Below are 13,846 nucleotides of genomic sequence, written 5' to 3' on the forward strand. Positions count from 1 at the left end.
AAGGAAAGCGGGCTTCTTTCCTTTTGGCTGAGCGCGAGACGGAGCCGCAGCCCGCTTCCATGCACATAAAAGGGTGAAGTGTCCCTTTTGCGCTGACGACGAAGCAGCGAGTGGAGACCGCGCAAGGGTGTAAAAAGCCAGAAGGAAAGCGGGTTACGTTCCATCTGGCTGGGCGCGAGTCGTAACCGGGACACTTCCTTTTTAAAAAAGCTTTAGACATAACAAGCTTTGACAAGGGGCTGGGCAAAAGGTAGAAACACAACCTTTTGTGTCGGCTCCTTTTTGTCATAAAAAACATATAATTCTGAATTTATGATTGATATAATGAAACAGAATAGCAGAGGAGGTTGATGAAATGGCGATGGCAAAGGTCGATAAATGGAATGCAAGTCTCTATGACAATAAGCATGCGTTCGTTTCAAAATATGGAGAAACATTGATTGGACTGCTTGCCCCGGCGGACGGGGAAAAAATTCTTGATCTCGGCTGCGGAACCGGCGATTTAACGAATCAGCTTAGCGAACGAGGCGCGCTCGTAACAGGGGTGGATCAATCGGCCAATATGGTTGATCAGGCTCAACGCAAATATCCGCATTTGCAATTTGAGATGATGGATGGGGCAGAGCTAACCTATCAGGAGGAATTCGATGCTGTCTTTTCGAATGCCGCACTTCACTGGATGAAAACGCCCGAACCGGTGCTTTCAGGGATTTATCGGGCGCTAAAACCGGGCGGACGCTTCGTCGCGGAATTTGGTGGTCAAAATAATGTTGCAATCGTGACAAATGAATTGCAGGCTCAATTTGAAAAAAGGAGTATCGATTTTTCTGCTCGTTTTCCCTGGTATTTTCCGAGTATTGGCGATTATACGGGCAAAATGGAGGAAGCTGGTTTTTTCGTTACGTTCGCTGAACATATAGACCGGCCTACACTGTTAGAAGGAGAAGAAGGGCTACGCAACTGGCTTGTGATGTTTGCCGCTTCGTTTTTTGAAGGAATCGCGGAGGAGCAAAAGCGAGAGATCGTCAAAGAGGTTGAACAGAATTTGCGCCCGACGCTTTACCAAGAGACAGGCTGGGTCGCTGATTACAAGCGGATTCGGGTAAGCGGAATCAAGCGATAAAAAATGGAGGCTGGAGTAAAAGGTAAAACAACAACCTTTTCACTCCAGCCTTTTTATGTTTTTCCTGGAAACAAAGGCTATGCTTCATACATAATTCCAGCTGCTGTATTTCATACTAGATAAAAGAAATGACAGGAGGTGGGAGAATGCTTGGAAAGTGGCTGCGACATAAGGTGAAGCATCATGAAGAGGAAACGATCCAAAGCATTCTCAAGCTATTTCGGCAGTCGAGTGACTTTGTCGAGTATGATTTTAAATGGGAGTCAACATGCTATAAGATCGCTTATTTCCGCACGATGGTTGACTCAGATCGATTGAATCGTGATATTTTACCATATTTGCCTAAGGCAGAAAAAGCAAGTTTGAGCGCGCTCCTCGAAGTTGTTCCGATTACTGATAAACAGATCGTGCATAAAGCCGATGAATTACGGGCCAAAGCGATGGCCGGTTTTATCATTCTCTATGAACGTGACAATCCTTCCGCCTGTGGTGTGATCGAAGTATCAATGGAATCAGATCGCCAGGTCGCGCCGTCTGAAAACGAATTTAGTGTCGCCGGTCCGCGGGAATCCTTTATTGAATCGCTTGATACAAATATCAATTTAATTCGAAAAAGGCTGCCGCTGCCCCAGTTGGAAATCAAAGAGATGAAGATTGGGAAAATTACGCAGACGCGCGTATGCCTGTTTTATATTCAGGGACTGGTCAATCCGGATAATTTGCAAACGATGCAGCAAAGACTCGAAAAAGTAGAGTTTGATCAGGTAATTGACAGCAGCTCACTAGCGCAAATGATTACCGATAATACGATGTCGATGTTTCCGCAGCTGATCAATACAGAAAGGCCGGAAAGGGTCGCGGCCGTGCTGGCGGAAGGGAAAGTAGCGTTCATGTGTGATGGGTCGCCAGAGGCTGTTTTCGGCCCGACGACGTTAATTGAGTTTTTTTCGTCATTGGAGGATTACTTCCTGCCATGGCAGATCGCATCGTCCGTAAGGTTGCTGCGTTTTGTGGCGGTAGGTTTTTCAATTTTGGCGACACCGATTTATGTCGCGGTTTTAACGTATCATTATGAGCTTATTCCGCGTGATTTGCTGGCAACGATCATTGCTTCCCGCAGCAACCTGCCATTCCCGCCGATCATCGAGGCGATCTTTTTGGAGCTGACAATCGAGCTGTTGCGGGAGGCGGGAGCGCGCCTGCCGACAAAGGTCGGGCAAACGATCGGGATCGTTGGCGGGATTGTGATTGGACAGGCATCGGTAGAAGCCGGGCTGACAAGTAATATTTTATTAATCATTGTCGCGCTCGCTGCGCTGGCCTCCTTTACAACGCCGGTTTATCAAATGGGCAATACGATCCGTCTGATTCGTTTTCCTTTTATTATTGCCGCGGCGATTGCCGGAGGTGTGGGCGTCGTCGTATGCGGTCTCTATACACTTGTCCATCTGCTTCATCTTACCTCGCTCGGAAGACCGTATTTGGCCCCGCTCTTTCCACCGCGGTTTCAAGATTGGAAGGATGCTTTTATCCGGCTGCCGTTCAGCTGGATGTCATCGCGTCCGGTTTATTTAAGGCCGCGTGATAAAGGGCGCTTCAATTTCAGCAGAGCGACAAGGAAGGAAGATATTGATGAATAATGGATCGACAATTGGCGATAAACCGATTAAAGAGCAATATTTAGTATCTGGATTTTTAGTGCTGTTTTTGATTCACAGCACGCAAATTGGAGTCGGTGTGCTAAGCTTTCAGCGCGCCGTTGTCAAGTCGGCCGGTTATGATGGTTGGATCTCCGTTTTGCTTGCCGGTGTTGTCGTTTCTATCATCATCAGTTGTATGTACATCCTTCTTAAAAGGGCGAATGGAGATTTAATTACGATTCATCGGCAAATTTTCGGGAAGTGGATCGGGAATGGATTAAGCATCCTGATCGGCGTCTATTTTATCGGGCTTTCGGTCCTCGTCCTGAGGTCCTATATCGAAATTGTTCAAGTGTGGATTTTTCCTGATCTGCCGACATGGGTCGCGCTTTTTTTCGCGGTGCTGTTTTTTTATTATGTGGTGGCGGGCGGATTCAGGACAGTCGTCGGCTTAGCTTTTTTAGGGGTCGTCATTCCTTCGCTATTATTCCCGCTGCTGCTCTTGCCGCTTGAATACGCCCATTTCCTCAATATTCTTCCGATTTGGAAGCACCCATTGACGGACATTGCACTGGGAGCGCGGGAGACGACGCTGAGCTTTCTCGGCTTTGAGCTGTTGCTGATGTACTATCCGTTTTTAAAGCAAAACGAATACACGCAAAAATGGGCTCAGCTGGGAGCCGTTTTTACGACGATCACCTATACGATCATCATGGTGGTCAGCCTGGTCTTTTACAGTGAGGAACAACTTAATCGGACGATTTGGGCGACACTGACTTTATTTAAAGTGATTGAGCTTCCTTTTCTCGAACGCTTTGAATATATCGGGATTTCGATCTGGTTGATTTTGATCACGCCTAATATTGCGTTAAGCTTATGGGCGGCGAGCAGATGCGCAAAGCGTGTCTTCCATATGAATCAGCGCCTTGCCCTGGTGCTGGCGCTGATCATCGTCGTGATTACGGTCTTCTTTTTACCGACGAGACAGGAAATCAACCTCTTTAACGAATGGGTCGGAATGGTCGGCTTTTATATTTGCTTTATTTATATTCCGCTGTTAGTACTTCTTCAGACCATTGTCCTGAAAGTAAGGAGGAATAAACATGGCCAGACGATGGATGTATAGCTTCTGTGTGGCACTGCTTTTCCTAACGACGGGATGCTTGCAAACAAACGTCATTGATGAAGTTTCGCTCATTCGTTTGGCTGCCTATGATCTCGACGACGATCAACAGCTTAAAATCACAGTCAGCTTTCCGACTTTTATTGAGCAGGGAGGAAAGAACGTCCTGGAAAAAGGGATTATTGAGGCAAGCGGGGATACGGTAAAAGGAACCAAGCTCATGTTAAATAAGCGTGCCCAGCGGCCATTGGTACTCGGTCAAATCAGGGTAATCCTGTTTAGCAAAGCTCTGGCTGAAAGAGGGCTTGAGGATTTTGTTGATTCCCTGTATCGTGACCCTTCGGTCGGAAACCGGGTTTTGCTGGCGATTGTTGACGGTCAGGCCGAGGAGATTCTGAAGACAGAGATCGGCTCAGGTGAGCAGGCCGGTGTTTTTCTGGCCGATTTGTTACGGCAAAATATGGAGCAAAATATGATCCCTTCGACGAACCTGCACGAGTTTTTATTTAGCTTTTACAGCGATGCGCGGGACCCGTATCTTCCGCTTATCAAAAAATCAGGAAGTTCTGTTCGCGTAGCAGGTACAGCATTGTTTAAAGCCGATGTCGTCCATTCTACCTTATCGGGCGATGAATCCTTTTTACTTAAACTGATCACGACGCCGACGCGCCAGGCGACGCAGCAGTTCACTCTTCACCGAGAAGAAGGGGCATCCAGCCATGTCGTAATTGAGAAGCTTAATAGTGAGTTGACGAAAGAGGTAGAGAAAACAGAGGCGGGGCCAATATTCCATTATAATATGACAATTGACGGTGAAATCATTGATTATACCGGTGAAAGGAATCTTGACGAGCCGGGGGTTGTCAAGGAATTGCAGGAACAGGTAGAAGAGGAAATCACGAGACGGCTGACAGACATGCTGTACCAGTTTCGCGATGACGGGATTGATCCGGTGGGGGCCGGCGAGTTTTACCGCAGCACGACACGCGACTGGCGTCCGGAAGAATGGAAGAACAGCATTTACCCGGCAGCAAATTTTAAGCTGGATGTCGAGTTAAATATTGTCCAATCCGGGGCAATTGAATAAAGGAGGAATATTTTTTAACGGATTTCCATATGATACTGATATCTGTGAATAAATCAAATAAGCCGTCTTTGAAAGAGGAAAAGACCGGTTTCTGATATCGGAATGGGAGGACGTTATGGTTGATTTAATAAAACGTGTCTGCATTGCTCTTGCCTTAGCTGCTTTTATTGGCATGCTGTTCATTACAACGACGACTTCATTCGCGGCAGAATACGAATCAGGTTTCATGGAAGACCTGATTTGGCCGACGGTTGGCGAAGTGACGGATTCTTTTGGGACAAGGGATGGCAAGCATTATGGAATAGATATTGCAGCACCGGAGGGGACTCCGGTAGTTTCGGTAGCGGGCGGGACGGTTTCCCGCTCCTATCACTCCCATACATACGGACAAGTTGTCTTTATAAAGCATGATAATGGGTTGGAAACCGTTTATGCCCATCTTCATGAACGCTCAGTCAATGAAGGAGAACAGGTGAAAGAGGGGGAAAGAATCGGTTCTGTAGGCAATACGGGACGCTCGTCCGGCAATCATTTGCACTTTGAGGTGCACCACGGCAGCTGGAATCCGGAAAAGTCAGATTCCATTGACCCGCTCCATGTCCTTTCGTCAGAGACAGAGGCGATGTATGCCGCCGTTGGCGGTGCTTTTGAGGGAGAAGCTTTGGAAGAAAGAAAAACGGTCGAGACATTGAGCGTCCGGTCTGAACATCAAGAGAGCGAAGAACATTTGAATGAAGATGAAAAAGCTCTCTATGTACAGGTGGAGCCTGGTGATACGCTCTGGGGGATTGCCTCAGACTTTCGCGTGACCGTCCAGCATTTGCAGCAGTGGAATGGACTCGATAGCGATTTGATTACCGTCGGCTCTGTGCTCGTCGTCTACCCGGAACGGTTCGAGAATGCTCATGTCATTGAACACGGGGAGACATTGTCTGCGATCGCCGCTAAATACGAACTGACGGCAGAGCAAATTATTGAGCTGAATCAGCTTTCCTCCGACCTTATTTATCCGGGCCAATTGCTGACAATTAAAGAATGATAGGAGGAGCAGTCTATAATTCGTCAGCGAAATATGGTAAAATAAGAGACAGCTCGACAGGTGCGTAGAACGGGGAAATGGTGAAATGAACGTAGATATAGAGCTGTTTCAATGGCTCAACCGGCAAACGGATTTGAATAGCTCCCAAATTGATTTAGTCGATGGGTTTGTTTTCATGCTGCGTAAAATTAAGCAGCATGGTTCAATTCGTATGGTCGGAAACAAGGAGCTTCATGCCCGTTTTTGGCGCTCTCATGACCGGGCGTTCGGCTATCATCTGATGAAGAAGAAAGGCAGGCAGCAGCGCGCCCATCTTTATCAGTTTTATTGCGAGATCGCCTTCGGGGAAGCATTGATTAAAGCAGATGGACACATCGTGACGCTGACCGAAGCCGGTGAAGCCTATTTGCAGCAAAGCAAGGACAAGCAGCTCGATTTGCTGTTTTCGTATATATGGTAATGAATGTAGCCGTTGCCTGAATTTGAAAGTCTTGCTACGAGTAGGTTTCTCGAAGCAACGCGCGGAGCTATTACTTTTCTTCCAGTTATATTTCAGCGGCCTCCTGGGCAAGAGGTTGTTTATTACCTTTTTGTCCAGCCTCTAAGCAATGTGGGAGATTTTTGGCGGCAGACGAGCGCTCTTAGTATAAAAACTTTCGGATTGATTCGAGGAAGGCACTGGCTCCGCACGTTACGTTCTCGATGAAAGAACCCCACTTTCATCGAGAACAAAAACCGTTGTAACGGCTCCGCACAGTGCTAAAAAAAGACGCCAGTGGCGTCTTTTTTTAGCATTCAATTTTATCGGCGATGTGGATGTCTTCCATTTCGAGAAGGGCGTCGATGACGCGGTCTTCGACGAGCTTATCGACGGCGACCATCATAATCGCTTCTCCGCCTTCTTCTTTCCGGCCAACCTGCATCGTCGCAATGTTGACATTATGCTCGGCAAGCAATTGTCCCATGCGGCCAATCACACCTGGACGGTCATTGTGCTGGATGTAGATGAGATGTCCTTCCGGAATGAAATCAACTGTAAATCCATTGACGTTGACAATTCTTGGTCCGTATTCCTTCACATAAGTTCCTTTAATTTCAAATGAGCGGTTTTCGCCGCGGACAACAGCGTGAATAATATTGGAATAGCCGTACGTTTTGTTTAAGTGCTTCTCGCCAAAGCTGATGCCGCGTTCTTTGGCAATCAGGCTCGCATTAACATCATTGACGGCTGCATCAACACGCGGCTGGAGAAAGCCAGCCATCAGGCTTCTTGTTGTAATCGACGTTTCCAGATCTGTTACCGTTCCGCCATAAAATACATCGATTTCCTGAACAGGAGTCATCATGACCTGTGACAGGATATTCCCCATCTTCTTTGTTAATTCATAGAATGGTTTTACCTTTTCGTACACTTCCTTGGAAAGCGTCGGTAAATTAATCGAATTGCTCGCAGGCTCGCCTTGAAGGAAATGGAGCACTTCCTCGGACACTTGAGCAGCAACATTGAGCTGCGCTTCTTTCGTGGAGGCAGCGATATGTGGAGTGGCAATCACTTTTTCAAATGACAGCAGCTCCTGATCGGCAACCGGCTCTTCTTCAAATACGTCAAGAGCGGCACCGGCGATATGACCGTTATTTAAGTAGTGTTTTAACGCTTCCTGATCGATGATTCCTCCGCGGGCACAGTTAATGAGAAAAACGCCAGGCTTTGTTTTGGCGATGTTTTTCATCCCGAGTAGCCCTTTTGTTTCTTTTGTCAGCGGTGTGTGAACCGTAATAATATCAGCATTTTCAAGCACTTCATCAAGCGAAGCTGTCTCGACGCCGACCTTTTGCGCGCGCTCTTTCGTTAAGAACGGATCAAAGACGAGCAGGGACATTTCAAACGCTTTTGCCCGTTGAGCGAGCTGTGTACCAATCCGGCCAAAACCGATAATTCCAAGAGTCTTTCCTCTCAGCTCAAAGCCCTGGAACGCTTTACGGTTCCATTCCCCGGCTTTAATGGAAGCATTGGCTTGCGGAATGTTACGCATGACGGCCATCATCATCGCAAACGTGTGCTCAGCAGTTGAAATCGTATTGCCGTCCGGCGCGTTAACGACGACAACCCCGCGTTTTGTCGCGGCATCAAGATCGATATTATCAACACCGACCCCGGCTCTGGCAATGATCTTCAGCTTTGGCATCTTATCAAGCAGCTCACCTGTTACGGTTGTCGCACTGCGGACAAGTAAGGCGTCGAAAATCGATAAGTCTTCAACGTCGTTGACATTTTTCTCGACACAGCGGACCTTGTCGCTTTCCAGTAATGGCAGAAGCCCTTCCTTGCTCATGGTGTCAGAGACAAGAATGTTAAATTGCCCCTCTTTTGCTGCAGTTTCAGGATGATCAATGACGACTTGCTTGTTCATACTCTCTACACTCCTTTAAAGATCTGTTTTCTTTACTTTGCGTAAAATGAAAGCGGTATAACAAAAAAACCTTCTGCCCACACGACGGGAGTCGTGAGGGGCGGAAGGTTCAAACCGCGGTGCCACCCTCATTCATGCGCAACATGTGCGCATCTCAGGGAGAGATACTCTCCAAGATAACGGATTTATCCGAATACATCTACTGACATTCAATGTATGAACTCCGAAGGGCTCTGGAGAATGAAGCCAAACTAGTTCACAGCAACCACTAGCTCTCTGAATTGGCTTTTCATACTCCCATCTTCATCATCGTTTTTCTGATGTGGAATTGTTCGTGAATAATAGTATTAATTGTTTGATAATTTATCATATCAAATGGTTTCTGTCAATCGGAAAATGACGAACAAAAGAAAAGATTTTTTCATTTTTCTTCGTGAATAGCATGATTGGCGATAAGTTTGTATCAAAAGAGTCCCGTTATCATATATATCGACTAGAGGAGGGGAGGCTTTGAAACATATCGTAGGACCGGGAGAAACAGTGGCGATCATTGCGGCCAGCTATCAGATCCGGCCAATTGATCTGATCCTGCTCAATCCGAGCATTTATGCCGAAAACAGTTATGTCCCGCGTGGAACCGAACTAACACTTCCGCAAAATGTGAAGTATTGCCAGGACTCGTTCCTTGGGGACATCAAGACAGAGTTTGGTCACGAGCAGCTCGTCTCCCTGCTGCCTGCCTGGACAGAAAAAGGGATTCGCAGTGAAATCATTGGCTACTCGGTCATGAAAAAACCGATTTATGCATTTTTTATCGGTAGCGGAAAGAAAAAAATTTTTTATTCGGGCGGCTGGCATGCGAATGAATGGCATACCACAAAGCTGCTCGCTCTTTTCCTTGACCGGCTTGCGACATACAAGCAAAAAAACGAAGTCTGGTTTGAGTATGACATTGCGGCGATCTTGCAAAAAGTCACACTCGTTGTCGTCCCGCTCGTCAATCCCGATGGTGTTGAGCTTGTGCTGCAGGGGATCTCCCCAGGGCATCCTTACTATCAGGACGTGCTGGCCATCAACAAAGGGATGACAAGATTCGATCACTGGTCCAGCAATATCCGCGGCGTCGATTTGAATCACCAGTGGCCGGCGCAATGGGAACGAGAAGCAGCTGAAAGCCCGCAGCAGCCCTGGCCGCGTCATTACAGCGGCCACGCTCCTTTAACCGAGCCGGAGGCGCTCGCTGTGTATGACATGACTGTCCGTGAATCATTCTCTCATGTGCTTGCCTTTCATTCCCAGGGGCAGGTGATCTACTGGGGCTATCGCGGCCTTGAACCGCCTGAGAGCAAGGAGATGGTGACGCGTCTATCTCTCGTCAGCTCTTACACCCCGGTTCACACGGCGGACAGTGACGGCGGCTTTAAGGACTGGTTTATTCAGGAAACTGGAAGGCCGGGCTTTACGGTTGAGGTCGGGACCGGCATCAACCCGTTACCGCCAGCGGTCTTTGCCGAAATATGGGCAAATAATGTCAAGCTTGCACTTGAGGGACTACAGCTTTAAGCGTGCTGAAAAAAGGGCTTTAAAAGATCGTAGCGGTTCCGCTCATTCCTTAAAGGCTGGGCAAAAGGTAAAAAAACAACCTTTTGTCCCAGCCTTCGTTTCTTTTATTGTAAAAAAAAGCAAAAGTCGATGAAAACTGGATCATCGACTTTCCATTAAATGGGCCTATTCAAATTTAAGCGCATCGCCATCAAATGACTCATCGGCAACTTTAATTGAATCCGTCGGGCAGCCCTCTTGAGCATCGATCATATCTTCCTCAAGCTCATCAGGCACTTCTGCTGTCCCTTGATTATCATCAAGAATAACGAAGGCGATTCCTTCATCATCATAATCATAAATATCTGGAGCAGCCGCGCCGCACGCACCGCATGCAATACATGTGTCTTTATCGACAATTGTATATTTAGCCATGGTTAAACCTCCAATTCCACTCTCTTTTCTATTGATTAATGTCGTATCTTCTGACTTATTGTAAAACGGAATGAGAAACATTTCAACCAATTCAACTGAACAGCGCCATTATTTTTTTCAACTTTCTTCTTTCTTACTCACGTACTCAGACGATTTTCCACCCCATTAAACGAGGAATTTGCTAAAATAAACTAAAGAGCTAGTTTTTTCGCAGAAAAAGGTGGGAGGCGAATGAACGCCCAGCAAGCATTCATTTGTATGATTATGAGCGCCTATCAGGCAGATCGCTCGATTTATGGCGTTTATCACATATTGAAAGGCAAGAAATCTTCACAAACCATTCAGGATGCGGCCTTATTTTCCCTGTTGCCTTATTTCGGTCTGCAGCCGGCTTTAACACGGGCTGAATTGGAGCAATCCGTAAGTGAACTCCATCAGCAAAAGCAGCTGGAACAAGTCGCTGATGACCGCTTTGTCTTAACCGGACAAGGCCAGGCCGCGCTTGACGCATTCAAACAGACGCACCCGGTTATAAAGGAGCTGAACGGCTGGGAGTACCATGCTTTGACAGAAACAGCATGGCTCAGGCTGCGTTTGTATATTCAATCGTTAATCCATCTCGTCGCAAAGGCGCCATCCTTTTATCCGCTGACGCTCCAGCCTGAGATCCAGCGCTGGGTGAAACGCAAGCTGCCACCGGCTGACAATAGGGAGACCGCTCTCCGTGAGCTGTACGAGGAGTTAGTTTCCTTTTTAAAAACCTGTCAGCAGGAGCAGGCGCTTGTTTTTGTCCATCAATTATCGGGGAAAAAACAGGCTGGGATGACAAGGCAGCAGCTTGCGGACGCGCTCGGCTGGCATCCGTCAACGGTTCATCTCTATCATATGGCGACCCTGCACCAAATGTTCAAAGCAACAGCCGGGCAGGTTGGACGTTACCGCTGGCTACCGCTGTTTGCTGCTGATCTGAAGCAGGAGGTCGTGCTGACGTCATCGACGAAGCAAACGATGGAGCTGCTTGCTGAAGGCTATTCACTTGAGGAGATCAGCCGTATCAGAAAGTTAAAGCAAAATACAATCGAGGATCATATCGTCGAAATCGCTTGGCATCACACCTCCTTTTCGATCCGGCCCTTTGTCCGGTTTGAGCTGGAGCGGCAAATCATTGAGGTGGCCGAGCAGCTTGGGACGAGCCGTCTGCGCGAGCTGAAGGACAGACTGCCGCAGGAGGTCAGCTATTTTATGATCCGGCTGGTGATGGCCAAAAGGAAGGTGAACCATGGAGCTTGAGCGCGCATTACAGACGTTTTTCGGCTATTCGACTTTTCGCAGCGGGCAAAAGGACGTTATCGAAGCGTTACGACAAGGGAATGATGTGATCGCGACGCTCCCCACCGGGACTGGGAAATCGGTCTGCTACCAGCTGCCTGCTTTATTGGCGGATGGGATCACGGTTGTTATTTCTCCGCTATTGTCGCTAATGGAGGATCAGGTGCAGCAGCTGCGCACGGAAGGGATCAGAGCGGTTACGGCGCTAAACAGCTTTATGAGCTGGAAGGAGCGGGAAACCGTCCTGCGGAGACTGTCCGAGTATAAGCTTGTGTATCTGTCACCAGAAATGCTGCAAATGTCTCATGTCCAACAGCGTTTACGCGAAGTGGGCATCGCCTACTTCGTCGTCGATGAAGCCCACTGTATATCACAATGGGGGCATGATTTCAGACCGGATTATTTGCGGCTCGGCGCGTTAAAGCATGAGCTTGGCTGTCCGCCGTGCCTTGCGGTGACAGCGACGGCGACGGAAGCGGTGATTGATGATATCGAAAAAAGTCTCCAGCTAAGGGAGCCGGTCCTTCTGCGCTATCCGTCCGATCGTCCGATGATTTCCTACCGGGTCGAAGCATACCGTACGGCGGAGGAAAAGCTCGACAGACTAAAAGGGCTTGTCAGAAAGCTGAGGGGACCGGGGATGATTTATTTTTCCAGCAGACTCTGGACAGAAACATGTGCGCGTCTGCTGCAAGAGGAAGGAATCGGACGAGTGACATTTTATCATGGCGGCTTGTCGACCGAGGATCGCCTGTTGATACAGGAGCAGTTTATGAACGGGCAAATCGACATCGTCTGCTGCACAAGTGCCTTTGGAATGGGGATTAACAAAAAAGATATTCGCTATGTGCTGCATTTTCATTATCCGTCCGACATGGAGTCCTATGTTCAGGAAATCGGCCGGGCGGCGCGGGACGGCAAACCGAGCCTCGCTCTTTTGCTCTATAGTGAAGAGGATAAAGGGAGAGTAAGGCTGTTAACCGACAGGCTGGCGCTTGAGGAGTCCGGCTTAAAGGAGGCCTTGCATTCGATCAGTGCCGGAGCTGAACTGACGAAAGAGCTGGAGGAGCAGTTTCGCGCGCGAACAGGCGGCGAGGAAGCAGTCTGGCGGCTGACGCGCTATTTTTTGCAGGAAGAGGGCGTGCTGAGCGGCGAGCGGATTCAGCCTTTCTCAGCCGTCCGGATGTATGCGCGGATTCAGACAGACTACGAGCGGCATATGCTGCAGAAGCAGCGCAAGCTGTCACTCTTTGAGGCGTGGCTTGAGGGTGCGGGATGCCGCCGTGAATCATTACTCGCTTACTTTTCGGAGAAGCCGGACAAGCGTCCTGAGCAATGCTGCGATCATTGCGGGGCGAATGTCGAAGCTTTTTTCAGCGAGTCACCACCATCGCCTGTCCCGTTAAAAGGATGGGAGGAGGCGCTTGAACAGCTTTTTTTTGAAGCGTACTGACTACGTCAACAGGCATTCCAGAATATAAAGCAGGGACAAAGTGACAACCCGGGAAAGGGAAATGATGAAATCACAAAAAGAACTACTCGCATCGTTAACAGATCGTCAATTGCTGACCCAGGTATATTTGACTCAGGGGTTATTGCTTGGCTTGTCTGTCATCATCGGATTATTTCTGTTTGACAGCCGGCACGCTTTTTTTAGGCTATTCGAGGGGGAGCTGGGTGAAATACTGCTTATTGGCGGCGGTCTCGCTTTTGTTGTCATTCTCATTGATGTGACGCTTGAAAAGCTGCTGCCGGCGGAATGGCTCGATGATGGCGGGCTAAATGAACGGCTTTTCCGCAGCTTGACTACGCCGCAGCTCCTGCTCGTTTGTGCGACTGTCGCTGTGGCCGAAGAAATCTTTTTTCGTGGTGTGCTGCAAACTGCCTTTGGCCTTGTGATCGCCAGTCTGCTGTTTGCCTTTGTTCATGTCCGCTATTTGCCAAAGCCATGGTTGTTTGGCCAAGTGGTCGCAGTCAGCTTTTTGCTCGGATTAACTTTTGAATGGACGGGTAATCTTCTTATTACGATTTTTGCCCATTTTCTAATAGATGTCGTTGTAGGAATGTTAATCCGCCATCGTGTTCAAACAGGCATGAGAGAAACGTAAAGGAGGTAG

General features: G+C 48.2%; 12 protein-coding genes and 1 other annotated feature. Of the genes, 10 read left to right on the plus strand and 2 right to left on the minus strand.

Annotated features, from left to right (window positions below; all coding sequences use genetic code 11):
* The first annotated feature begins 355 nt into the window (after nucleotides 1-355).
* The 6 genes from M3212_RS19935 (at nucleotide 356) to M3212_RS19960 (ending at nucleotide 6,472) form a co-directional block, all read left to right on the plus strand.
* A complete protein-coding gene (locus M3212_RS19935; protein ID WP_251195697.1) occupies nucleotides 356-1,123 on the plus strand; it encodes a class I SAM-dependent methyltransferase in 768 nt (255 codons plus the stop codon).
* A gap of 146 nt (nucleotides 1,124-1,269) precedes the next feature.
* Nucleotides 1,270-2,763 (plus strand): spore germination protein, encoded by a 1,494-nt coding sequence (locus M3212_RS19940; protein WP_251195698.1) that lies wholly within the window; start codon nucleotides 1,270-1,272, stop codon nucleotides 2,761-2,763.
* Nucleotides 2,756-3,889: a GerAB/ArcD/ProY family transporter gene (locus tag M3212_RS19945; RefSeq protein WP_251195699.1), complete on the plus strand. Its 1,134-nt coding sequence runs from the start codon at nucleotides 2,756-2,758 to the stop codon at nucleotides 3,887-3,889. Before M3212_RS19940 ends, M3212_RS19945 begins: the two co-directional genes overlap by 8 nt.
* Nucleotides 3,867-4,973: a Ger(x)C family spore germination protein gene (locus tag M3212_RS19950; protein WP_251195700.1), complete on the plus strand. Its 1,107-nt coding sequence runs from the start codon at nucleotides 3,867-3,869 to the stop codon at nucleotides 4,971-4,973. Before M3212_RS19945 ends, M3212_RS19950 begins: the two co-directional genes overlap by 23 nt.
* A 115-nt stretch (nucleotides 4,974-5,088) precedes the next feature.
* Nucleotides 5,089-6,012 (plus strand): peptidoglycan DD-metalloendopeptidase family protein, encoded by a 924-nt coding sequence (locus M3212_RS19955; protein WP_251195701.1) that lies wholly within the window; start codon nucleotides 5,089-5,091, stop codon nucleotides 6,010-6,012.
* A gap of 85 nt (nucleotides 6,013-6,097) precedes the next feature.
* Complete coding sequence (locus tag M3212_RS19960) at nucleotides 6,098-6,472, plus strand: hypothetical protein (protein WP_251195702.1); 375 nt, start codon at nucleotides 6,098-6,100, stop codon at nucleotides 6,470-6,472.
* A gap of 328 nt (nucleotides 6,473-6,800) precedes the next feature.
* Here the strand turns inward: M3212_RS19960 and serA are convergent, their stop codons facing one another.
* A complete protein-coding gene (gene serA / locus M3212_RS19965) occupies nucleotides 6,801-8,423 on the minus strand; it encodes a phosphoglycerate dehydrogenase (RefSeq protein WP_251195703.1) in 1,623 nt (540 codons plus the stop codon).
* A 93-nt stretch (nucleotides 8,424-8,516) separates the two neighbouring features.
* Nucleotides 8,517-8,742: a binding site (T-box leader), on the minus strand.
* A gap of 191 nt (nucleotides 8,743-8,933) precedes the next feature.
* Here serA and M3212_RS19970 point away from each other — a divergent pair.
* Nucleotides 8,934-9,986 (plus strand): M14 family metallopeptidase, encoded by a 1,053-nt coding sequence (locus tag M3212_RS19970; protein ID WP_251195704.1) that lies wholly within the window; start codon nucleotides 8,934-8,936, stop codon nucleotides 9,984-9,986.
* A 165-nt stretch (nucleotides 9,987-10,151) separates the two neighbouring features.
* Here the strand turns inward: M3212_RS19970 and M3212_RS19975 are convergent, their stop codons facing one another.
* On the minus strand, nucleotides 10,152-10,400 hold the full coding sequence (locus tag M3212_RS19975; protein WP_251195705.1) for a ferredoxin: 249 nt from the start codon (nucleotides 10,398-10,400) through the stop codon (nucleotides 10,152-10,154).
* 231 nt (nucleotides 10,401-10,631) lie between these two features.
* Here M3212_RS19975 and M3212_RS19980 point away from each other — a divergent pair, with 231 nt between their 5' ends.
* The 3 genes from M3212_RS19980 (at nucleotide 10,632) to M3212_RS19990 (ending at nucleotide 13,837) form a co-directional block, all read left to right on the plus strand.
* Nucleotides 10,632-11,690, plus strand: a complete 1,059-nt coding sequence (locus M3212_RS19980) for a helix-turn-helix domain-containing protein (protein WP_251195706.1) — start codon at nucleotides 10,632-10,634, stop codon at nucleotides 11,688-11,690.
* Entirely contained in the window at nucleotides 11,680-13,182 is a 1,503-nt protein-coding gene (locus M3212_RS19985; RefSeq protein ID WP_251195707.1) for a RecQ family ATP-dependent DNA helicase, read from the plus strand. Before M3212_RS19980 ends, M3212_RS19985 begins: the two co-directional genes overlap by 11 nt.
* A gap of 64 nt (nucleotides 13,183-13,246) precedes the next feature.
* Nucleotides 13,247-13,837 (plus strand): CPBP family intramembrane glutamic endopeptidase, encoded by a 591-nt coding sequence (locus tag M3212_RS19990; RefSeq protein WP_251195708.1) that lies wholly within the window; start codon nucleotides 13,247-13,249, stop codon nucleotides 13,835-13,837.
* Nucleotides 13,838-13,846 lie beyond the last annotated feature (9 nt).

Origin of the sequence: Halalkalibacter oceani, from assembly GCF_023715705.1 — a bacterium.
Taxonomy (GTDB): domain Bacteria; phylum Bacillota; class Bacilli; order Bacillales; family Bacillaceae_D; genus Halalkalibacter; species Halalkalibacter oceani_A.